At 38.4% G+C, this 22,680-nt stretch carries 19 protein-coding genes and 1 pseudogene; 14 read left to right on the forward strand and 6 right to left on the reverse strand.

Annotation, left to right across the window (positions count from 1 at the left end; translation table 11 throughout):
• Positions 1-115: 115 nt before the first annotated feature.
• Positions 116-1,069: a chemotaxis protein CheV gene (locus CXF95_RS28855; RefSeq protein ID WP_101201823.1), complete on the reverse strand. Its 954-nt coding sequence runs from the start codon at positions 1,067-1,069 to the stop codon at positions 116-118.
• Between the two features lie 260 nt (positions 1,070-1,329).
• On the opposite strand from CXF95_RS28855, the gene CXF95_RS28860 reads away from it, so the two are divergent.
• The 3 genes from CXF95_RS28860 to CXF95_RS28870 all read left to right on the forward strand — a co-directional run bounded on the left by CXF95_RS28860 (position 1,330) and on the right by CXF95_RS28870 (position 6,409).
• Positions 1,330-2,928 carry an isocitrate lyase gene (locus tag CXF95_RS28860; protein ID WP_101201824.1) on the forward strand — a complete coding sequence of 533 codons (1,599 nt, stop codon included), beginning with the start codon at positions 1,330-1,332 and terminating at the stop codon, positions 2,926-2,928.
• 250 nt (positions 2,929-3,178) lie between these two features.
• A complete protein-coding gene (locus tag CXF95_RS28865) occupies positions 3,179-4,123 on the forward strand; it encodes a LysR family transcriptional regulator (RefSeq protein WP_101201825.1) in 945 nt (314 codons plus the stop codon).
• 102 nt (positions 4,124-4,225) lie between these two features.
• Positions 4,226-6,409: a malate synthase G gene (locus CXF95_RS28870; protein ID WP_101201826.1), complete on the forward strand. Its 2,184-nt coding sequence runs from the start codon at positions 4,226-4,228 to the stop codon at positions 6,407-6,409.
• A 5-nt stretch (positions 6,410-6,414) separates the two neighbouring features.
• Here the strand turns inward: CXF95_RS28870 and CXF95_RS28875 are convergent, their stop codons facing one another.
• The 4 genes from CXF95_RS28875 to CXF95_RS30190 are packed head-to-tail and all read right to left on the reverse strand — an operon-like array spanning position 6,415 to position 9,190.
• Positions 6,415-7,524, reverse strand: a complete 1,110-nt coding sequence (locus tag CXF95_RS28875) for a nucleotidyltransferase family protein (RefSeq protein ID WP_157828298.1) — start codon at positions 7,522-7,524, stop codon at positions 6,415-6,417.
• Positions 7,517-8,386 carry an HprK-related kinase A gene (locus CXF95_RS28880; protein ID WP_101201828.1) on the reverse strand — a complete coding sequence of 290 codons (870 nt, stop codon included), beginning with the start codon at positions 8,384-8,386 and terminating at the stop codon, positions 7,517-7,519. The genes CXF95_RS28875 and CXF95_RS28880 overlap by 8 nt, the downstream gene beginning before the upstream one ends.
• Positions 8,379-8,588 carry a hypothetical protein gene (locus tag CXF95_RS28885; RefSeq protein WP_101201829.1) on the reverse strand — a complete coding sequence of 70 codons (210 nt, stop codon included), beginning with the start codon at positions 8,586-8,588 and terminating at the stop codon, positions 8,379-8,381. Before CXF95_RS28885 ends, CXF95_RS28880 begins: the two co-directional genes overlap by 8 nt.
• A gap of 44 nt (positions 8,589-8,632) precedes the next feature.
• Positions 8,633-9,190: a hypothetical protein gene (locus CXF95_RS30190; RefSeq protein ID WP_198556757.1), complete on the reverse strand. Its 558-nt coding sequence runs from the start codon at positions 9,188-9,190 to the stop codon at positions 8,633-8,635.
• Between the two features lie 485 nt (positions 9,191-9,675).
• Here CXF95_RS30190 and CXF95_RS28895 point away from each other — a divergent pair, with 485 nt between their 5' ends.
• From CXF95_RS28895 to CXF95_RS28910, 3 genes are all read left to right on the forward strand, one after another.
• A complete protein-coding gene (locus CXF95_RS28895) occupies positions 9,676-10,251 on the forward strand; it encodes a hypothetical protein (protein ID WP_101201830.1) in 576 nt (191 codons plus the stop codon).
• Positions 10,252-10,597: 346 nt separating this feature from the next.
• Positions 10,598-11,437, forward strand: a complete 840-nt coding sequence (locus CXF95_RS28905; protein ID WP_255418974.1) for an HprK-related kinase A — start codon at positions 10,598-10,600, stop codon at positions 11,435-11,437.
• On the forward strand, positions 11,438-12,541 hold the full coding sequence (locus CXF95_RS28910; protein ID WP_101201833.1) for a nucleotidyltransferase family protein: 1,104 nt from the start codon (positions 11,438-11,440) through the stop codon (positions 12,539-12,541).
• 5 nt (positions 12,542-12,546) lie between these two features.
• Here the strand turns inward: CXF95_RS28910 and CXF95_RS28915 are convergent, their stop codons facing one another.
• The gene (locus tag CXF95_RS28915) at positions 12,547-13,323 is read right to left on the reverse strand and encodes a serine protease (protein WP_101201834.1); all 777 of its coding nucleotides are present in this window, start codon (positions 13,321-13,323) and stop codon (positions 12,547-12,549) included.
• A gap of 107 nt (positions 13,324-13,430) precedes the next feature.
• Here CXF95_RS28915 and CXF95_RS28920 point away from each other — a divergent pair, with 107 nt between their 5' ends.
• The 8 genes and pseudogenes from CXF95_RS28920 (at position 13,431) to CXF95_RS28955 (ending at position 22,642) form a co-directional block, all read left to right on the forward strand.
• A complete protein-coding gene (locus tag CXF95_RS28920; RefSeq protein WP_101201835.1) occupies positions 13,431-14,444 on the forward strand; it encodes an NAD-dependent epimerase in 1,014 nt (337 codons plus the stop codon).
• Between the two features lie 61 nt (positions 14,445-14,505).
• On the forward strand, positions 14,506-15,261 hold the full coding sequence (locus CXF95_RS28925; protein ID WP_101201836.1) for a YdcF family protein: 756 nt from the start codon (positions 14,506-14,508) through the stop codon (positions 15,259-15,261).
• A 67-nt stretch (positions 15,262-15,328) separates the two neighbouring features.
• A pseudogene (locus tag CXF95_RS28930) lies at positions 15,329-16,179 on the forward strand (patatin-like phospholipase family protein).
• Positions 16,166-16,984: a PEP-CTERM/exosortase system-associated acyltransferase gene (locus CXF95_RS28935; RefSeq protein WP_101201837.1), complete on the forward strand. Its 819-nt coding sequence runs from the start codon at positions 16,166-16,168 to the stop codon at positions 16,982-16,984. Before CXF95_RS28930 ends, CXF95_RS28935 begins: the two are co-directional and overlap by 14 nt.
• A 342-nt stretch (positions 16,985-17,326) precedes the next feature.
• The gene (locus tag CXF95_RS28940) at positions 17,327-18,238 is read left to right on the forward strand and encodes a PEP-CTERM sorting domain-containing protein (protein ID WP_101201838.1); all 912 of its coding nucleotides are present in this window, start codon (positions 17,327-17,329) and stop codon (positions 18,236-18,238) included.
• Positions 18,239-18,399: 161 nt separating this feature from the next.
• Complete coding sequence (locus CXF95_RS28945) at positions 18,400-19,821, forward strand: IS66 family transposase (protein WP_101197251.1); 1,422 nt, start codon at positions 18,400-18,402, stop codon at positions 19,819-19,821.
• Between the two features lie 176 nt (positions 19,822-19,997).
• Positions 19,998-21,656, forward strand: a complete 1,659-nt coding sequence (locus CXF95_RS28950; RefSeq protein ID WP_101201839.1) for an FAD-binding protein — start codon at positions 19,998-20,000, stop codon at positions 21,654-21,656.
• Positions 21,657-21,766: 110 nt separating this feature from the next.
• Complete coding sequence (locus tag CXF95_RS28955; protein ID WP_101201840.1) at positions 21,767-22,642, forward strand: JmjC domain-containing protein; 876 nt, start codon at positions 21,767-21,769, stop codon at positions 22,640-22,642.
• Positions 22,643-22,680: the final 38 nt, after the last annotated feature.

Consider the following 22,680-nt stretch of genomic DNA (forward strand, 5'->3'; position numbering starts at 1 on the left):
GGTAAATAAAAATACGCGTGAATTATACGCTAGGTAATAAGAGGATGTTCAGCTTAAATACAGTATAAATGACTTAGATGAACAAAATATGACGGTGAAACATTTGATTAATATATCAACTTTCAGGGTCTAGTATCTCGCGCATTCTCTGTTGTACAACGTCGACTAACAAGTCTGGTTGAAACTTAGAAATAAAGCGGTTACAGCCGACCTTTTCTACCATTGCATCATTAAAGCTACCACTTAAGGATGTGTTCAGTGCGATAAAAAGATTATTCATACGGGGATCTTGTCTCACTTCTGCGGTCAGTCGGTAGCCGTCCATTGCAGGCATCTCTGCGTCGGTAAACATCATCATAATTTCGTCAGTCACTGTTTTCCCTGCATCAGCCCAACTCTTTAAAAGATTCAACGCTTTTAAGCCATCTTTTTCTTCAATAATTTCAATGCCCAACTGGGTAAGTGTTTCTCTTATTTGCCAACGTGCTGTGGATGAGTCATCCACTATCAATATTTTTTTACCCTTGAGATGAGCAGCAACCTCTTGGTCCAAAACATCTTCAGAGATAGTCGTGTCATACTCAATAATTTCGGATAACACTTTTTCTACATCAATAATTTCAACCAATTCATTTTTATCATCAATTTCTACTTGGGTAATGGCAGTTAAATAGTTGTTTTTACCGGCCGTTGAAGGTGGGGGCTGTATATCACTCCATGAAGTGTTGATAATACGCATGACATCACCAATCAAGAACCCTTGAACACTTCGATTATATTCTGTGATGATCACATTGACCGCTTCATACGTGTCTTCATTAGCGGTAATTTTTACTGCTGCACGCAGATCAATAACAGGAATAGAAGCGCCTCTATAATTAGTCACACCTTTGAGATTTTGGTGAGAACCGGGCATTTGACTCATTAAAGGCACGGTAATGACTTCTCTGATCTTGAATACATTTAACGCAAAAGTGTGCCGAGAGCCCAATTTAAACATAAGCAACTCGAGTCTGTTTTCACCGACAAGTTTGGTGCGTTGATCAATTGAAGACATTAACTCTGACATACACGCTCTCTGGTTAATTGTTTAAAATAAAAGACAGGTCATATTACACCTGCAAACACTATCAACAGTAGACACATCAAAACACAATTACCTATTAAACGTATTTGCGTCTCAACACTAACATTCACACAAACTATGATAAGAATACATTATATAGATTATAAATATACACCTTAACTATATAGGATGATTAACAACAGCAGCCCACAACACGTTATCGGTTGTTTTATTTTTTACCTTACTTTTATAGGAATATTCAAATGTCACAATATCAAAATGATGTTAAACAGATTGCAGAACTAAGATCAACCAAAGCAGGTGCTTGGAACGCAATTAACCCAGATTACGCTGCTCGTATGAAAGCACAAAATCGCTTTAAGACTGGGTTGGATATTGCAAAATATACCGCAGCTATTATGCGTAAAGACATGCAAGAATATGATGCTGACTCAAGCCAATATACGCAATCATTAGGCTGCTGGCATGGCTTTATTGGACAACAAAAAATGTTGTCTGTAAAAAAACATCAAGGTACCACGGATAAAAGTTATTTGTACTTGTCTGGCTGGATGGTTGCGGCGTTACGTTCAGAGTTTGGTCCTCTTCCCGACCAGTCAATGCACGAAAAAACCTCGGTAGCATTATTAATAGAAGAACTCTATACCTTCTTACGTCAAGCGGATGCCCGTGAATTGGGTGATCTGTTTAGACAATTAGATGACGCCAAACAAAACGGTAGCGATACTGCCGGAATTCAAGAGTCTATTGATAATTATGAAACTCATGTAGTGCCAATTATTGCAGATATTGATGCAGGATTCGGTAATGAAGAAGCCACCTACTTGCTGGCTAAAAAACTGATTGAAGCCGGCGCATGCTGTATACAGATAGAAAACCAAGTATCTGACGCTAAACAGTGTGGTCATCAGGATGGTAAAGTCACAGTGCCACATGAAGACTTTTTGGCCAAAATCAACGCAGTACGTTATGCATTTTTAGAGCTCGGTGTTGATGATGGGGTGATAGTTGCACGTACCGACTCACTAGGCGCAGGACTGACTCAAAAAATACCTGTATCACAAAAGCCAGGTGATTTGGCGGCTCAGTACAATGCATTTCTTGATGCCAGCGAAGTCACATCAATCGATGATCTGGTAGATGGCGACTCTGTTCTTAAACAAAACGGTAAACTTGTAAAACCGGTACGCTTACCTAATGGATTATACAAGTTTCAGGAAAACACCGGTATCGATCGCGTTGTGCTTGACTGCATAACCTCATTACAAAATGGTGCCGATTTATTATGGATTGAAACAGAAAAACCACATGTTGGCCAAATTGGCGATATGGTTCGTGCCATTAGAAAGGAAATTCCTAACGCGAAGTTGGTATACAACAATTCACCCTCATTCAACTGGACCTTGAATTTCCGTCAGCAAATATTTGATATCTGGTCAGAAGCGGGTAAAGACTTAAGCCAATATACTAGAGACGAATTGATGTCAGTTAAATATGACGACACAGATTTGGCCCTTGAAGCGGATGAAAAAATTAGAACCTTCCAGGCAGATGCAGCGAGAGAAGCAGGTATTTTCCATCACCTTATAACCTTACCTACTTATCATACAGCGGCATTGTCTACCGATGATCTAGCCAAAGGTTATTTTGGTGACCAAGGTATGTTGGCATATGTTAAAGGTGTGCAGCGTAGAGAAATTAGACAAGGCCTTGCATGTGTTAAACACCAAGCGATGGCTGGCTCTAATATGGGTGATGACCATAAAGAATACTTCTCTGGTGAACAAGCCCTTAAAGCCTCTGGCGAAGACAATACTATGAATCAGTTCGACGCGGCATAACGTTCTAAGCCGAATATCGTTCTAAGCCGAATATCGTTCTAAATACGATAGCTTGCAGTATCTGCTGTGAGCTATCGATATCATTCAACAAATCAATATCAGTAATGACTTACTAACATCATTCAATTCACAAGTCCTTTCAAATAAACTATAAACAACTGTTTTTTAACAATAGTTTAATATCTGTAAAAGATATCTAATCCTGATAATATTCTAATATGATATTAATTTTCACAATGAGATAACAACCATGAATATTGCTAAGGTAGATTTAAACTTATTGGTTTATTTAGATGTATTGCTGAGGGAAGGCAGTGTGACTAAAGCGGCAAACCAATTAAGTATTACTCAGCCGGCAATGAGCAATGGCTTGAGAAGACTCAGAGACTTATTCAAAGACCCATTACTGGTGCGCACCAGTGACGGCATGACCCCTACCAAACGTGCCTTAGAATTAAAACCCATTATCCGAGATGTACTGTCTAAACTTGAAACAACGATCCAACCTGAAACTGATTTTAGCCCACTTAAAAGTGAACGTACATTTAGAATAATGGCTAGCGATTACGCAGAATCGACCTTATTAATGGAGGTCATCGGCAGGCTAATTAAACAAGCACCAAATGTTACCCTTGATTTAATCACCCCCAGCGACGTGACCTTTCATGATGTAGAGCAAGGTAGGGTTGATATGGCGATCAATCGGTTTGAAGAATTACCTCTATCGTTTCATCAAAAAGTGGTGTGGTATGACACATTCTCTTGTGTGGTGAATAGCCACAATCCAATAGTGCATAATTTTAATCTGGAACAGTATTTAGACAACAAACATATATGGGTCAGTAAAACCGGCTTTGGGGTCGGCGTGGGTATGGATCCTAAAGAGGTACAAAAATTGGGTTGGGTGGATGCTGAGTTGACAAAAATTGGTAAACAACGGGATATACGGGTGTTTACTCGTCATTATCACGTCGCCTTACAATTAGCCAAAGCACAAAATTTGATCGCAACCTTACCCAGTAGAGCGGCCAATATGTATAAAGATGATCCAGAGGTCGAAATACTCGAACCTCCATTTGATATTCCTCCCATTGCATTAAAAATGGCATGGAGTGCTTTGCTGCAACACGATGCTGGACATATTTGGCTGAGAAGATTGATTGGCGAGGTGGGTGCAGAACTGACCAATACATAACATTAATTTTCTGTGTGAATGGAAAGAATAACCTACATAAATTAATACGTATAATACTAACAAGGTAAACTGAGTCAATTGTGAATTACCAAAGAGTGAAATATGCAACTCACGCCAACCACACAAGTTGAATACGTTCAAAAAGGCCGCTTAAAGGTTGCCAAAAAGCTAGACCAGTTTATTACACAAGATGTTTTACCCGGTGTGGAGTTAACAGCTGATGATCTTTGGGCAAAGTTCGCAAACGCTCTACCGGAACTTTTGTCTATCAATCAAAGCCTTTTGGAAAAAAGAGTCAGCCTGCAACAGCAAATCGATCAATATTGCAGCCCAAGACAATCTATTAATGTGCAAGAGTACAAAACCTTTCTTACTGACATTGGCTATTTGCAAGCTAATCCCGATGATTTTCAAATTAACACCACAAAGATCGATCCTGAAATTGCCACTATGGCTGGTCCTCAGCTAGTTGTTCCCATTAACAATGCTAGATTCGCCTTAAATGCAGCGAATGCTAGATGGGGCAGTCTGTATGACGCGCTTTATGGCTCGGATATAATTGAGCAAACCGCTAGCAGTAAAACCAAAGGTTACGACGCGGATAGAGGGCAAAAAGTCATCGACTATGCCAGAAAATGGTTAGACATCATTGCACCACTTCAAACTGGCAGCCATATTCAGAGTAAAAAATATGTGATTGATAACGGTAAGCTATTAGTCACTTTGGTTGACGATACCGTCGTAGGATTGAAAACACCTTCGCAGTTTGCCGGCTTCCAAGGCACCATTGAACAACCTATCTGTATTCTGATTAAACACAATAACATTCATGCCGAAATTCAATTTGATCAACAGAGCGTGATTGGCCAGCAAGATACGGCGCACATCAAAGATATATTTTTAGAATCAGCATTAACCACCATTATGGACTGCGAAGATTCTGTTGCGGCGGTAGACGCAGCAGATAAAACCTTAGTGTACAAAAACTGGTTAGGGCTCATTAAGGGCGATTTAACCGCTACAATAACCAGCGGCAGCAAACAAATAACACGTAGCTTAAATCCAGATAGACAATATGTATCAGCAGCAGGAGAAACATTGAGTCTGTCAGGCAGAAGCTTGATGTTTATTCGTAATGTTGGCCACTTGATGACAACAGACGCCATTCTGTTTGATGACAAACCTATTTACGAAGGGATCATGGATGCCCTTGTTACCAGTTTAATATCCAAACATGACTTACTGGGTAATGGTCTATTCAAAAATAGTCAGGCAGGCAGTATTTATATAGTCAAACCAAAAATGCATGGACCAGAAGAAGTCGCTTTTGCCGATTTGTTATTTTCTAAAATTGAATCTGTGCTCAGTTTACCCAGCCATAGCCTAAAAATAGGCCTGATGGATGAAGAGAGACGCACCAGTCTGAATTTAAAAGCCTGTATACAAGCAGCAAGGGACAGAGTGGTATTTATCAACACAGGCTTCTTAGACCGTACAGGGGATGAAATACACACCTCTATGCAGCTAGGCGCGTTTGCCACCAAAGCCACCATCAAAACAAGACCTTGGTTAAACGCCTACGAACAATCCAATGTGGCGACCGGCATGAACTCAGGGTTGTCTGGTAAGGCACAAATTGGCAAAGGCATGTGGCCCATCCCAGATAACATGGCCGATATGATGCAGGCAAAAATCGCCCATGTGCGCTCAGGGGCAAACACCGCTTGGGTGCCCTCGCCTACTGCAGCCACATTACATGCACTGCATTACCATCAGGAAAACGTATTCGACTTAAGAATGAATATGACTGCGCCAGTAGATGATTTGTTAGAAAAAATGTTAGATATACCATTACTCAATGACGAAAAATTATCACCTGAACAGATACAACGTGAGCTGGATAATAATGTGCAAGGGATCTTGGGTTATGTAGTCCGATGGGTAAACCAGGGTATAGGTTGTTCAAAGGTGCCGGATATTAATAATGTGGGACTGATGGAAGACAGAGCCACATTGAGAATATCGAGTCAACATATCGCCAACTGGCTGATGCATGAAGTTATAACAACAGAACAAGTTGAGCACTCTATGCAGACCATGGCTAACTTAGTAGACGCTCAAAATTCTGGGGATGCCGAATATACTGCTATGACACCTGATACCCAAAGCTCACTAGCCTTTCAAGCCGCCCAAGAGCTGATATTCAAGGGTAAGGACCAACCTAGTGGTTATACTGAGCCTTTGTTGCATGCAAAAAGAGCAGAGTTAAAACGCTCACTCAATTAAGTAGATTAAGGTTGATCTAACTCTTTTGTAAAAACGTGTTTACCAAAGATGCTTTGTATCACTGATACACCGCCTTTACACAACAAGTGATAAATAAGGATATGCAAGGGCATTTTTTGAAAGTGCCCTCGGATCAATACAGCAAACTCAGCGAGTGCAAAAAATTTAGGCTTACACAAAGGGTGATTAGGTTTTAAGGTCTTTTCGTAGATAAAGTCTACAAACGCTATATTCCAAGGGCAGAATTGACTTATTTCTTTTTGTACAGACTCAGGGACCTCAGTCTTCAATATTTTTTGTGTATATCGACAAGCTAAGAACAACTCCAAACCAAAATCCGTTTCTTTAGCTAAAGTAATAAGGTCTAACCAAAACGCTTCATTATTGTTTGTGGTTATTAATGTATGTAAATCAATCAGATCCCTGTAACCTTTTTTAACCTCTTCATTAAAAAACAAATGTATCAGACTATGCAACGTCATGGCTGCAAAAGAAAGAATTTGAAAACCATCTTCAGTGGTGACCGTGTTGGTAGCAAATTTATCAGCATCTAGATGCCTACCGGAAATAATCGGTACTATATTGTGGTGAACATCAACAATGGTGCCACGCTTGCCGTGTCTTAAGGGGGGGATTTCGTGGGCCCACTTTCGATAGTATTTTTCATCGTGTTCGGTTAACTCTTCAGACAACCAACCAATTAGACATAGTCTTTTTTCAATCGCATCGATGGATTTTTTATCAGCCAATATGTCGATATCATTATAGATACGAGTATCACCTACTGGTGCGCCTGAAAGTGTATATCCTGCCCCCTTCAAAAAAATCAGGTATTGTGGCTTGTCAGCTAACTCTCGTTTTAGTTCAGCAGCTTCAAACACCACTTGTTTTTTATGGTTTTGTGCAAGCACATCAGCATTTAAAAAATGTCGTTGAGTTTGCTTTGGAATTTGCTCAAAAATACCTGCTTGTTTAAACGTTGATGAATAGCAAGCCAATAACTGTTGATGACGTAAAATCAGCACCAGTTGTTGCCATTGTTTAGGTGTAAACGCCAGTGTAGATTTTGGTGCGATAAATGCCTGGCATACATCGTCAGCAGACAGCTTATTCAAAATCTATTATTTCCTGCTCTAAAAACGCGGCCACTTGGGCTAAATCATTATGAAATATTTCAAAGGTTTGCACGTTTTCAATAACATTGGTCAAAGTACTAAAAGCAGTTTCTCTCAATACACTGTAATTAAAAGCATTGTCTACTAACTGCATAAAAGCTTGAGTTTTATCCAGTTGATAAATTTGTAAATCTTGATTGGCACGGTAATTTGGAAAAACCACCCCCACCAGCTCTGCAGTGTTCGTTTGATTTTCCCAACTGGATTCAGGTGGTGAAAGATGGATCACGTCCCCTTTATGGGTATCTTTGGCAATATCCGAAAACTTACCATCAGGAAATAACGTCTTGGCAATATCGATAGATTGGTTTTTCAAACAAATGGGCCTTACAAAAGGTACCACTGTTTGGGTATTTGGAATGATGAGCGCCATTTCATCAGATAATAGCCGCCAGCCATTATGGGCCAAGTAGGCGGTCAGTGTGCTTTTTCCTGAGCCAGGGGGGGCAGGAAATAAAATGGCTTTATTACCTTTTGCCAATACAGCCGAATGAATAATCACATGTTGTACTTCATTACCCGCAACTGTCCAGTTCATTCCCCACTCTAAAAACGCATAAGCCTTTTGAAAACTCAGTGGTTTAAAGGGCTCTTGTTGATCGCAAAAAAACCGCGCTTGAGGCTTGATAAACGAACGAATACCAGAGGACTTTTGTACCGACAATTCATAATCTGCGACTTCCGTACTCAGCTTTCTAAAACGACTACCATATATAGTAGACAGGTTCTGAATAACTTGAGGAAGAGCCGTATTAACTGAAAAAGAAAAAGGATGTAAATCGATAAAATAATTATCAGACATCAGTATTTTTACAATCTAAGGGTAACAAAATATTTTTTTGGATGAGCGATCTAATTGCAATGTTTTGCGTGGTTTTTTTATCTAAAATAATCTCACCAGACAGCACTTTTAAAATGTCAGCTTCTGACATTAAAACACTTAATGTTTCCCCGGAGTGTACGTCTAGAAACACACAACCAGATTGATCAGAAAAGGAGTGCATTTGTACTCCTTTGTGTAAATAATTATTCAACACTAAATTTTTTATTAAATAGCTGGGCAAATGACACTAGATCCGGACAAACTATTAGTACCGATTGTACTCCAGAGCAAGCTCGCAACACCACTTGGATCAGCAGAAGCTTGGGTATATAAGTAATCAGCAAAATTAGATGGAATGTTGTTGTGTTGAGATAATACTGGGTAATTGATCCCATGTGAACCGTGGTTTACCGCGTTAAACAACATGATTAAAATCGCAGCATTTACATTGCTAGGATCGGGGTCTCCATCTCGCAATATATATTCAGCACTAAGGTCACCGGTGCCATTAATTGGGCTTACACCAAAACCAAAATAAGAGGAGAAGGTACCAGTAATCCGATCAGCCACCTGACATGCATCAAGTAGCATGGTTGCAGCACCACCATTAAAATCAGAACCATGGCCTGAAGCCACTATTGAACCTGCAATGCCAGCCCAAGCTGAACGCCCCGGAATAGATGCAATCACAGCACCTGCTGCTGTACGTTTCAAAAACGTACGGCGTTGTTTGGTATTTTTAGAAACCGAAGATTCTATTCCTTTTGGATTATCAAGACTCATAAAATTCCTTAATTTAAATTATTTTTACTAATCCCTCATGTATAGCATAAATTATGCCAGACTGCAACTCATTGAAATACATGACAAAAAAAATAACTAAAAACCAATTGTGTAAAAATACCTGACAATATATCCATATACCGAGATCCTAGCCTTGAGTAATTGTATCTAGGGTGATCTAATTTACAATTTAACTTTTAGTGTTCGTAATTGTTTTAACTGTGCCCTAGTTGCATAAAATGAGACAACACATAAAAAAACACTTATCATAAAAATTAAAGGTAATGCAGTCATCCAAAATGAAAAGAAACTGTCAGTATTTTTTACAATCTACAAGTAAAAAATTATTTTGTTTTTCATAACCTGTTGTTTTATTTAAATACATTTATTTTGGCGCGATTTATGCTTATGAATAATGTTCAAAATTTATGGCTTCATAACCTATATTCGAATTGTTTGGTTACTTGTTTATAACGGAGAAAATAATGTCTACTCAAGGCGAGAATAACAAATTGGTCCAAGATTTTGGATTAACTACAACTCGACGTCAATTTGTGAAAGGAGCAGCGATTGCAGCGCCTATCATTGCAGCGGTGTCTTCTCGCCCAGTGTGGGCGAATACTGCATCAGCTGTATCGGGTAATTTATCAGGTAATCTTTCACAACCTACCGAAAAAATCGACCCTTATAATGGTAAGAGCCCCGGTTACTGGCAAGGCGGTCAACCCACTGGTGGTAGAATTGATGACCTACTAGGTGTTAATAGTAACACCCCATTTAGTTCAATCTTCACTCAAGTTACTCCTCCAGCCTATACAGCTACTTATCCAAAGACTCTTTTAGAAGCGATTCAAGACTCAGGCGGGACTAATCAACCTGAAAGATTTGCTGCAGCTGCTTATTTGAATTCAATCGATGATTTTAATTATCCATATACTCCTGCAGAAATTGTTGACTTTTATGGTTATTACGCTAGGGGCGAGATTACATACGCTGAAATTCATGCTACTTTTGTTAAACTAACTCATTGCGGTACAACAGAAGCTTTAGCTACTTGTTAAAGTAAGTTCGGCTAGTGGCCAATCGAAAGTATAAGTTGAGCTCATTTGTATTAATGAGCTCTCTTAATGATTGTTTCTCGGTGTATGATGAAAAATATTCTAATACATATGTATTAGATAAACGTTATAAGTGGATTCTTGAGAATTTGAAATTTGATTGCTTTTTATTGGAAGAACTCTGTAATTCTCAGCAAGAGAGTCAATTGAGCTCTGAAGAATTGTTAAGTGTTATCGAACAATTTTTAGATTCCAATATTGTTGTGCAAATATCATAAGTAGTATTTTCGTAAATTCTCTAACTCTTAGCGAATTTGCGACTCGCTTAAGGTCAGGTATAAAATTCAATATTGGAACTTTTGTCTTTTCACTTCGCACAGATATTTCAAACGTTGCCGCTGAGATACACAGTTTATATTCTGAATATTCGTTATTACCTCCATCCACATTTAGCGATTTTCAAATTGTTCTAAGGCGCCCTTACAATCTGCGTCGTTGGTTATATCCTAAAGTTGACTTTTATTTTGACGGTAGAAAACCTTTTAAGCCACTTCCATTAAGACAAGCTTATGCCATGTTGGAATGGGGAATGAATTGGTGTATTGCGAATCATGCACATCACTATTTAATTTTACATTCTGCAGTGCTAGAAAAAAATGGTAAAACAATTATTTTTCCAGCCCCTCAAGGTTCAGGTAAAAGCACCTTGTGTGCTGCTTTAGCGGGAAAAGGCTGGAGATTGTTTTCAGATGAATTGGCGCTAATATCATTAAAAAATGGTGAACTTCATCCCTCTACGCGCCCCATAAATCTTAAAAACAACTCTATTAAGGTCATTAAAGAATTCATTCCAGAGAGTATTAACAGTGGTTTACATCTAGATACCCATAAAGGCACAGTTTCATTGTTTAAGCCCTCTAAAGAAAGTGTACAGTCTAGTAAAATAGCTGGGCAAGCCCATTTTGTTGTGTTCCCAAAATATGAAGTAGGCTCACCATCTTGCATGAAAGAATTAGACGACTCCAAATCGCTTCCAATGCTAATTGAAAATAGTTTTAATTATGATGTGTTGGGAACTGAAGGATTTACAGCTATGTGTGATTTGGTAAATAAGGTGGATTGCTATGAATTTTCTTACAGCGACTTGAATGATGCCATTGCTACCTTCGATAAATTAATTAATGAATAAATGACGTTATTAACAACCACCCTTATATCACCATTTAGCGTTACCGCTCTTTCAGAAGAAGACTGGGAGTTACTGATTAGGCAAGCAAGGGCGGCGAACCTTTTAGGGCGGCTGTATTATTTATTCAGTTTTAACAAGCTCACTCAGAATATAGAAGAGAAATACCTTTGGCATTTTGAGTCAGCATATAGACTTTCAGACCGGCTAAAAAAAAACGCGCTCCGAGAAATTGACGAACTGACTTCGGCACTGGGTCAAATTAATGTCAAACCCATATTTTTAAAAGGTGCAGCTTACCAAGCTGCCGACTTACCTTGTTCAAATGGTAGGTTAATGTCAGACATTGATTTATTGGTTGATGAAAATGTTCTTTCACAAGTACAAAGTCACTTACGAAAGCACAGCTGGATCCCCACTGCTATTGACGACTATGACGAAAAATATTACAGAGAATGGATGCACGAAATTCCGCCTCTAAAACACGCTACACGTCAGACAACACTTGATGTTCATCATAATATATTGCCTTTAACTAACAAAAACACTATTGATGCAAGTCGCTTAGAGTTTAGAAAGGTTTATCATGAATGGTTCGGCGAAGTCCAAACATTGAATCCGTTAGATACTGTGATCCACAGCTCTGTTCATCTATTTACAGAAAGTGAATTTGATAATGGCCTGAGAGATTTGTCAGATTTAGACATGCTAATTCGACACTTCACATCTACTAATAAGAATTATGTCAACGAGCTAGTAATCAGGGCAAACGAACTTGAACTTGCTGACTATCTTAGCTTGACTCTGAGATATACAAAGATGGTTTTGAATACGCCCATTGCCCCTAACGCGATTTCATCACTCAATATCAGGCATCAATCACGATTATCGCAAATATTCTGGGACTTTTGTTTTAAAAATATATTTAAGCCTCACCACTCATCAACTAAAAATATTGACATGAGGTTGGCGAAATTCATCTTGTATTGGAGAGGTCATCTAATAAAAATGCCACTTCGAATTCTGCTTCCTCATTTAGCGATTAAAAGTTATATGCAACTAAAAGACATGGTTACGCAATCCAATTCATCCAAAAAGACCGTTTAAATGTTTTACAATTTAATACCTTTTTTCTTTGCCAATTCAATTAAGTATTTAACCGGTATGGCGTAACTAATACCAGATGGTTTTTCAAGCACTGTTTCTTTCGATTCTTTTACAAAAACTTTGTTTAATATGCCAACAACCTCGCCGCTTTGAGCATCATATAACGGGCTACCACTGTTGCCAGGATACGCAGTAATATCTAGCTGATAAATCATAAATTTTTTATCCAGTCTATCTAAGATATTCATAGACAACTGGCTTGAATGTTGTGTTGGAATAACGTCAGGTGTCGTTGCTGCAATGATGCCTCTATGTGTGGCTGGGTAAAGCCCCAACACGGCCCCTATTGGAAAACCAGTTAATAAAACCTCGGTACCATCTTCTACATAATTGGGTGACGACAGTTTGAGGGGAGTCAAAGGGCTAGGCAATTTTAAAATGGCTAAATCGTGTTCACGATCTCTAGCAATTATTTCTGCTTTGGCTATTTTGGGCTTGCTACCCGTACCTGTAAATACAATATGGTACTGCACTTTTTGTGGGTCTAGCTCTTTATCAATTACGTGATAATTGGTAGCCACTAATGTACCGTCGCCAAAAACGAAACCCGTACCTTGCAATTGATGGGTTTGAACACCTAACGCATCATATAAACCAACTCCTACCACTGAAGGTTTTACTTTGGCTACAATTTCGGTGATTGAATGGCTATGGGCATTGGCACTTAATACCAATGAGATCCCTAGCAAAGCCTTCAAAAGCAATAATTTACGTATAAACATATATTTACAATACTGTCCGTGGGATATCTGAGTATAATCACAAATATCATAGCGTTATGCGAATGATATTTATACATTATGATTACTAGGCTACAAAGGTTCGATTTATGAAGGTGTTGGTAACGGGCGCAGCAGGTTTTATCGGTTTTCACGTGGCGAAGGAGTTATTAGCACGGGGAGACACGGTTGTAGGCATAGATAATATAAATGATTATTACGATGTCACACTGAAAGAAGGTCGCTTAAACGCCCTTGCTGAAGATGCACTGTCAGGAAATTTTACATTTATTAAAATGGATATTGCTGATAGAAATCAAATGGAAATATTATTTGCGTCATCCGCTTTTGATAAAGTAGTGCACCTTGCTGCTCAGGCTGGGGTGCGTTACTCAATCGAAAATCCTCACGCTTATGTTGACAGTAACTTAATTGGCTTTATGAACATACTCGAAGGATGTCGACACAATAAAATAAAACACCTTGTTTACGCTTCTTCTAGCTCAGTTTATGGTTCAAATGAGTCAACACCGTTTGCGGTTACTGATAATGTTGACCATCCCGTTTCACTGTATGCGGCGAGTAAAAAAGCCAATGAATTGATGGCTCATACATACAGTCACCTTTATCATTTACCAACCACAGGACTACGTTTTTTTACTGTTTACGGTCCGTGGGGCCGCCCCGACATGGCGTTGTTTAAATTCACTGAAGCAATCTTGAACCAAAAACCAATCCAAGTGTTTAATTATGGCAATCACCATAGAGATTTCACTTATATTGATGATATTGTCAGTGGCGTTATTCTCTCATTGGATAATGTAGCCGAAGGCAATGAAAATTGGGACGGAAAAAACCCAGATCCAAGCAGCAGTAAAGCCCCTTGGAAAATTTATAATATTGGCGCTCATAATCCAGTAAACCTGCTTAAATTCATTGAAACCCTTGAGGCTGCCTTGGGCAAAGAGGCGATTAAAGAGATGCTCCCTATGCAGCCAGGAGATGTTCAAAATACCTATGCTGATGTATCAGCACTAACCAAAGATACTGGATACCAACCCAAAACAGATTTAGTTGAGGGAATTGGCAACTTTGTAGCTTGGTATCACGCTTTTTATTCATAAGCTTCTGTAAAATCATAGCTGGCAATAGCAGCATCTCAGTTTCACTATAAAGGATTGTCTTATGACGTTAGCCTATGTTGCCTCTATTCTAAGTTCTCCTCTCATTCATGCGCCTATTCTTTTCATCATTATTAGAATTATTGGCCATTTCAGACATAATACTAAATTATATAAGTATCTTTCGATTGGCCCTGTAGCGTGGTTGCTTTTTTGTTCTATGACCTACCCCAGCGTTCTTTTAATTAAAAAGCTAGAAGATAATTATCCAGTTGTATCGCTGCAATCAGACCAATGGAAAAAAACAGACGCAATTGTTGTGTTGGCTTGTAACCACTTTGAAGATGATGAATTGCCTTTTGTTTCCCGCTGGCCAAATTGCTCACTGCAAAGAAACCTGCATGCCGCACTAATGTATAAAATACATCCTATGCCTATATATCTCGCTGGAGGAATTTTAGGTAAAAAAGACAATTTTTCACAGGCTAGTCACAATAAAGCCTTTTTTGAATTGATGGGAGTTGATGGTGCAGATATTTTTATTACTCCAAAAGGCTCTAATACCGAATCAGAAGCCAAAGCATTAAGCCCTCTTTTGCAAGGTAAGTGGATTTCATTGGTTACTTCTGCAAGCCACTTACCCCGTGCGGTAAAATATTTCGAAGACCTTGGGATTAAAGTACTACCGATCCCAGTTGAACATTTTAGCCGACGAAAAATAGAACCTATGATTGACTTGCCCAACGCGTCGAGTTTGTATAGAAGTGAGAGAGCCATTCACGAATATCTTGGGCTAATTTACCAAGGTTATTTTCGCTAATTTATTTATTCCAGCCATACCAACTATAATGATTAATCTAGCGTTATGATCTTTTAAGGGCAACAACATGACAAAACTGATAGTTCCGATTTTATCAGGCGGTGGAACTAAGTTAGCCGCACATATTGGAATTTTAGATGCCATTTACACTTTGGGCATCGACTTTCAACATATAGTGGGCGTTTCTGGTGGCTCTATTGTTGCCGCTTTACATAGTAGTGGTATGCCATTAGAACAAATAAAACAATTAGCTTTGGATACAAACTTTAAAAAATTTAGAGGGTTTAGCCTCATAACGTTAATTTTTCATGGTGGTCTGAGTTCAGGAAATGCGTTTGAACGCTGGATTGACACGCAATTACAAGGCAAACAATTTAAAGACATTAACAAAGATTTACACATTTTAGCGACAGATGTTAACGGTGGTGGTCCCATTGTTTTTAATAAACAAAATTCACCTGACTTAAAAGTGTCAAAAGCTGTCCGCTTTTCTTTAGCTTTCAGTCATATAAGGATCATATACTGGTCGACGGTGCAGTTTTGTCAGAAGATGCCTTGTTTAAAGATTGGTCTGGCGATGGCACTAGGGTTATATGTTTTAGGCTAAAAAGCGACCAAATTACAGGTCAAAAATTTAAAAAAAGTTGGTTACCCTTAGGTCAGTATGTGATGATGCTAATAAGAACGTTTATGACTGCGATGTCTAGGGAATACGTACATGACAACTATTGGAAAAATACTATAGTTGTAAATACCGGCGCACTTTCGCCTGTTGACTTCAATATTTCAATAGAACAGAAAGAAGAGTTGTACCGAATCGGATATCAAACTGCGCTAGAATTCATCCCCAAAAGAATACGTTTGCAATTAATCGATCACGGTAAGATAGTAACGGACACACATTTTGAAGAAATTTAGAAAATACGCCGACAAACCATTTATTGGACCAATAGTAAAAAAAGTCATTAATTTTGCCGTTAGCAGACAAGCGGATCAAATTTCCCAACATTTTTCAGAATACTTATCTCCGGTAGTAGCATTTAGACAAGAGCTTCAAGAAGAGTCATTTAAAATTCGTCATAATGTGTATTGTGACGAGCTGAAGTTTGAAGATAAACGGATAAATTGCATGGAACAAGATGCTTTTGATAAACAATCAACACACTGCTTAATTCAACATTTACCCACGGGGAATTATGCAGGCACAGTAAGAATAGTGAAATCTAACAACGACCAAGAATTATTGCCTATAGAAAAATACTGCAGTAGTTCAATAGATAATGAAAAAGTCCATCCTAAAAACTTTCCTAGACATGAAATATGCGAAATATCGAGATTAGCCGTACCGGCACAGTTTAGAAAACGTCAAACTGACCGATATGCAGGTTCAGCGACAGGTGTCATAAATGAACAGATTTATTCTGAAAGAGAACTAAGGTGCTTTCCTTTTATAGCCGTAGGACTATACCTCTCTGCGGCCTCTATTTGTTTACGGCAAGATATAAACCATTGTTTTGTGATGATGGAACCAAGATTAGCAAGAAGTTTGCGGTTTGTTGGGATCCCATTTGAAAAAGTCGGACCTGTTGTAGAATATCATGGCCAACGTGCCCCCTATTATATCAGCCGCAATTTATTAATGACGGGACTTACACCTGGCTTTAAGAAAATGCTATATAACATCGATAAAAAGATAACCTGCCAATTTAAAATCAATCAATAATCCAAAAACATGTCAGGTTTTTTTACAATTTCGATTTTATCAAAACAACAAAAAAACATAAACCCTGTATTAATGACGGGACTTACACTTGGCTTTAAGAAAATGCTAAATAACATCGTTAAAAAGATAACCTGCCAATTTAAAATCAATCAATAATCCAAAAACATGTCAATTTTTTTTACAGTTTCGATTTTGTAAAAACAAAATAAAAATATAACCCATTGTTTTTAATATAAATTTTATTTTTGGCACGATGGCTGCATTGTTATTTATAGAAGTCATAGTGGTCAATAGAAGTCATAGCGGTAACAAATTAATTTAAAAGGATAAAAGGATAAAATTATGAAAAACAAGTTATTTACAAACATCAAAGTTCTATCGTCTAGCGTATTGTTAGCGATGGCAGTAGCTAGTAGTGCTAATGCAGCAACATTTAACTTCGGAAACGCGGGCAACCTTAATGGTGTTGCTCAATTATCATCGGATGATTCTAAACTTACTAGTGTTAATGTTCCCGCTAGTAATCTTACAAATGGTGCCAACGGTTTTTTCGTTGAAACTTTTGACCAAGCGACTCAAACTCTGCAACCTGATTTTTTGGCAGATGGCATCACCCCAAATCTAAGTGCAGGTGTCCCATTCCCAGGTGGTGCTACTACATTTAACGAAGGTGTTGGTTCTGCTGGTTGTGCCGTTAACGGCACTGGTGCTGGAATTACAATAACAGAAAGTAATATTGGGTCTTCTTTTGGAGTTCGTAAATTATCAGGCACCGGTGCAGCGGCTCCAGCTGGTGACACTAGTTGTTTTGGTTACACTCCTAAACAAGGTGGAACAATCCCTTCTTGGGTTGAAATTGATTACGCCCCTTTCTTACTCGGTGCAGGTGATGTAGGTATTACATTCCTTGGTTTTTATTGGGGTTCGATTGATACATTTAATGACTTTACGTTCTATGACAACCTTGGTGCTCCAATACAGACAATCACAGGTTCATCTTTGCTAACAGCATCTGGTGGTACTTCTGGTAACCAAACAGCAGACAGTTCAAACCTTTATGTAGCAATTGATTTTGCCTTAGCAGAAGCATTTACAAAACTAAGAATCACTACAAATGGTATTGCCGGTGAATTTGACAATGTCGTAATTGGTCTACAAGGCAGACCTGGTGTTTCAGTTCCTGCTCCATCTGGTGTAGCGTTATTAGGGCTAGGTTTATTAGGCCTAGGTTTGAGAAAAAGATTACGTAAGTAAAATTATACTAGAAAAAAAAAGCCAACTAATGTTGGCTTTTTTGTAACTACTCAGCACATAATCTAGTTTATTTTTAACGATCAAAAATTAAAAAATGATCGACTTGCTTGATCATTTCTAAGCGTTATCATACTGTTTTATTTCGATAATTACGTGGCTAAATGAAAGTAAGCGGCATTGATATTGAGTCGAATATCAATAACATTAAAGCACAAATTGAAGCGGACAATACATTGTCACCTTCAATGCGTACTGCTATGGATTTATTGCTTCTTATTGTCACGTTACTCTGTCAACGGCTTGGGCTTAACAGTAATAACAGCAGTATACCGCCCTCGTCCGATCAAAATAGAAAGAAAAATTCAAAAGGCAACAGTACTAAAAAATCAGGTGGACAAAAGGGGCATAAAGGCACAACGCTACCACTTGATGACAACCCTGACATCACACATAAATTAATCGTTGATAGCACACTTTTACCGCCCGGTAACTATACTGATATGGGTGAAGAGGTGCGGCAAGTGGTCGATATTGAGTTTAAGCGTGTCGTCACTGAATATCGCGCACAAATACTTGAGAATGAGTTAGGTCAACGCTTCGTTGCCCCATTTCCCCAAGACGTTAATAGCCGTATTCAATATGGTATTGGGTTAAAAGCTCATGCGGTTTACCTGTCCCAATATCAATTACTGCCTTATGAGCGCATTCGTGAGTATTTCACTGACCAGCTTAATATACCTTTGAGCAGCGGCAGTCTTTTCAACTTTATCAATACCGCTTTTACCAAACTGGAAGAGACGCAAGCATTAGATATTATCAAAGCGAACTTGAGAAAAGAAAAGACATTACATACCGATGAAACTGGCATCAATATCAACGGAAAAAGACAATGGCTACATAACGCTTCGTCTCTGGATTGGACGTATTTATCAGCCCATGAAAAACGAGGCCATGATGCCATGGATGAGATTGACATATTACCCCAGTTCAACGGTGTGATGTGCCATGACCATTGGAAACCTTATTATCGTTATGAGTGCCTACATTCATTATGCAATGCGCATCACCTGCGAGAATTAACTCGAGCGTATGAGCAAGATAATCAAGCTTGGGCTGAGGAAATACGGGTGTTTTTAGTTAAGCTCAATCAAGAGGTAGATAAGGCTGGCGGGTTACTCAGTGTTGAAAGACAAGACACCTTGCGACGTCACTATCAAGCGATTTTAAAGGCAGGAGAAAAAGAAAGTCCTGCGCCGATACCAGTGAAAGGTAAGCGAGGACGGCCTAAAAGAACTCAATCACGTAACCTACTTGAGCGATTACAAAACTATGAAAGCGATGTACTTAGATTCATGACGGATGAGGCAGTGCCATTCACTAATAATCAGGGCGAAAATGATTTGAGGATGGCAAAGGTTCAACAAAAGATATCGGGATGTTTTAGAAGTGCTAACGGAGCCAAAATGTTTTTTGGATTACGTAGCTATCTGTCGAGCTGCAAAAAACAAGGGATCAGTGGGTCCACGGCATTAACGTTATTATTAAATGGCATGCTGCCTAATATCTTTATACCCGCTGAGTAGTTACGCTTTTTTTATGTTTAAAAAATGATGTTGCCCCATAAATCCCCCCCCCCAACCCACTCCTGATCTTACCATCACTAAATATGAATGTTCTCCAATGAGGAGCTTGTAAAATAAATCAACAAATGTCTTAATCTTATCCAGTAGAGGATCTTCTATATGAATTTGAGAGTTTTATGCACATCATTGACGCACTAAAAAAACAGTTTACTTTAGAAGACAACGTGCTTTTGATTGAGACTAAAGAAGCAACAGAACACTATGGAAAAACAACATTTTCAACCCCAGTAAACATTGATTGTGTAATCATAATCAAAAAAGAGATAACAATAGGCAAAGTTCTGAAGCTTGCCAATGCGTTGCAGTTTAATCTATACCCAGTAGGTACTAATAGAAATTGGGGATATGGCTCTTTTAATGTTTGCTCAGACCGCCCAAACGTCATCCTTGATCTAGGTCAATTATGTGAAATAACTGGCACTGATAAGGAACTTGGACTGGTTACCCTTGGTCCGGGCGTAACCCAGAAGCAACTGTATGAATTTTTGATTAAGAATAATTGGGAATACATGGTACCAGTTACGGGTGCAGGGCCAGAAGCTGGCATTGTGAGCAATGCGCTGGAAAGAGGTTATGGGATTACTCCACATAATGATCATTTTTATGCTTGCACAGCCTTAAAAGCATTTATCCCACACCCAGAACTTTGTGAGCGCCAATATGAATCGGCTCTTTCTTCATTCGATCAATCTGATACTGATTTCATTGATAAATCCTATAAGTGGGGCTTAGGCCCCTATATTGATGGTCTTTTTACTCAAAGTAATTTAGGTATCGTTTCTGAGATGACAATTAGACTAGCGCCTAAACCTGAATATTTTAGTGCTTTTTACCTGAGAGTATTTAAAGAAGAGCAGTTTGAAAAAACAGTTGAACTGGTCAAAGATATCCTAAAAAATTATGCAGGTATTGTTGGCTCGATAAATTTAATGGATAGACGAAGACTGATATCTATCACTACAGAAAATCCAAATAGATTTGACAGCAACGTTCTCATGAGCGAACAACAAATTCAGGATATAGCTTCAAAAAACCAGCTGCCATATTGGTTGGTGGTAGGGTCTATTTATGGTGATAAAGAAGTAGTTAAGGCAACTAAAAAAATGTTTAAAAGAAAAGCTAAAACTATTGGCACAGTGCTGTTTTCAGACTCAAAACGTATTAAAGCCGCCACATACTTTTTTAAAAGATTACCTAAAGTCACATTTGTTAAAAAAATAACGGCACAATTGGCGTCGTTGCAAGAAGGCATAGACATTATGCAGGGTATTCCAAACCAGGTAGCCCTGCCTCTCCCTTATTGGCGTAATCCAAGGATCAGACCAAATAAAAACAACGAGTTATCACCGTCGAAGGATAATTGTGGGCTACTTTGGTATGCTCCTCTGATTAAAATGACAGCATCGTCTCTAAACAATTTTGTTCGTTTTATCAGAGAAACCACACCTAAATATGGTATTGAACCACTTATAACATTTACAAATCTTAAGCATGACTGCGTTGATTCAACTGTTCCAATTGTATTTGATTTACATCAACCTGAACAAATAAAAAATGCCCATGATTGCCTCAATGAATTGATACAAAAAGGCGCCAAATACGGTTTTGTACCTTATCGATTGGATGTAAAACAACAAGAAAATTTGGATGCAGAGCACATGTTTTGGCAAACCACGAACCTAATCAAAGATGCCTTTGACCCTAACAGAATATTGTCTCCTGGTCGCTACAACCCAATTGCAACGAAAGAAAATCCAATTAATTTAAAGGATTAATCGACATGAATTGCTAATGCAACATATTTACATTCTAGACTTTAAATTAAAAAACAGTATAGTGAAATCGTTATTTTAAGACTAAGTATTAATAACAAAGGCGCATTAATATGAGATTAGAAATCGATAAAAGAAAGCTCTCTGATCTGCCGTACGAAGAGTTTGTAGAAAAGTACTTATTACCTGAAAAACCTTTGGTCATTCAGAACGTAATGACGTTTAATAAAGAAGTTTTAACCCCAAGCTATATCTTAGAAAACTTTACCGACGAAAATAAGCGAGAAGCAGGATGGTTTGACGCCGATTTAGTCGATAATGCAATGATTAAAATACCTGAAATTGTTAAGTCAGTTTTGGATAGACAAGATATGTCCGTGCGTAAATCTCCGATGCGACTATTTATGCAGCCTGGTGGGCATGTAACTCTCCCTCACTACGACGGCAATAGTCTGCACGGACTGAATCAACAGATTATTGGCAAAAAGAAATGGATTGTCACTTCACCGAACACTCCATTGCCAAATATTCCATTTATGTTTGCTAGTATGGTTGGGAAAAATTTTAAATACAATGCAACTGTTCATGATTTTTATGAATTTGAAACCGTACCTGGGGATCTGTTATTTTTACCTCGTTATATGGTACACGAAGTACATTCTTTGGAGCCTGTTAACTTAAATTTAAACTGGGTTTGTACGCCAACTTACCCTAATGAATCAAGTTTACTTGGGCGTAGAGAAGTAGAAATTGTGAAGTTAAGGAAAACGCTGCCATTAATTAACAAAGCTTTTTTCCCTGATAAATTTTCAAATTATGGTGGCCAAGGGCAAGAACTCATTGATAGATATAGTAGAGACGTAAGTACTATTAGGATGTTTAAAAGATTAGTTAAAGAATTAGCCAGGTATCCTAGACTGTTTTTGCTTGCCAAACAGTTGAAAGAACGAGCAAATGAATTTTCCAAAAACAATTTTAATGTTAAATAATAGTGTTTGGATAAAAAATAGCCCCTAGTAGTGTAGAT

The organism is Paraglaciecola sp. MB-3u-78, from assembly GCF_002835935.1.
Taxonomy (GTDB): Bacteria; Pseudomonadota; Gammaproteobacteria; order Enterobacterales; family Alteromonadaceae; genus Paraglaciecola.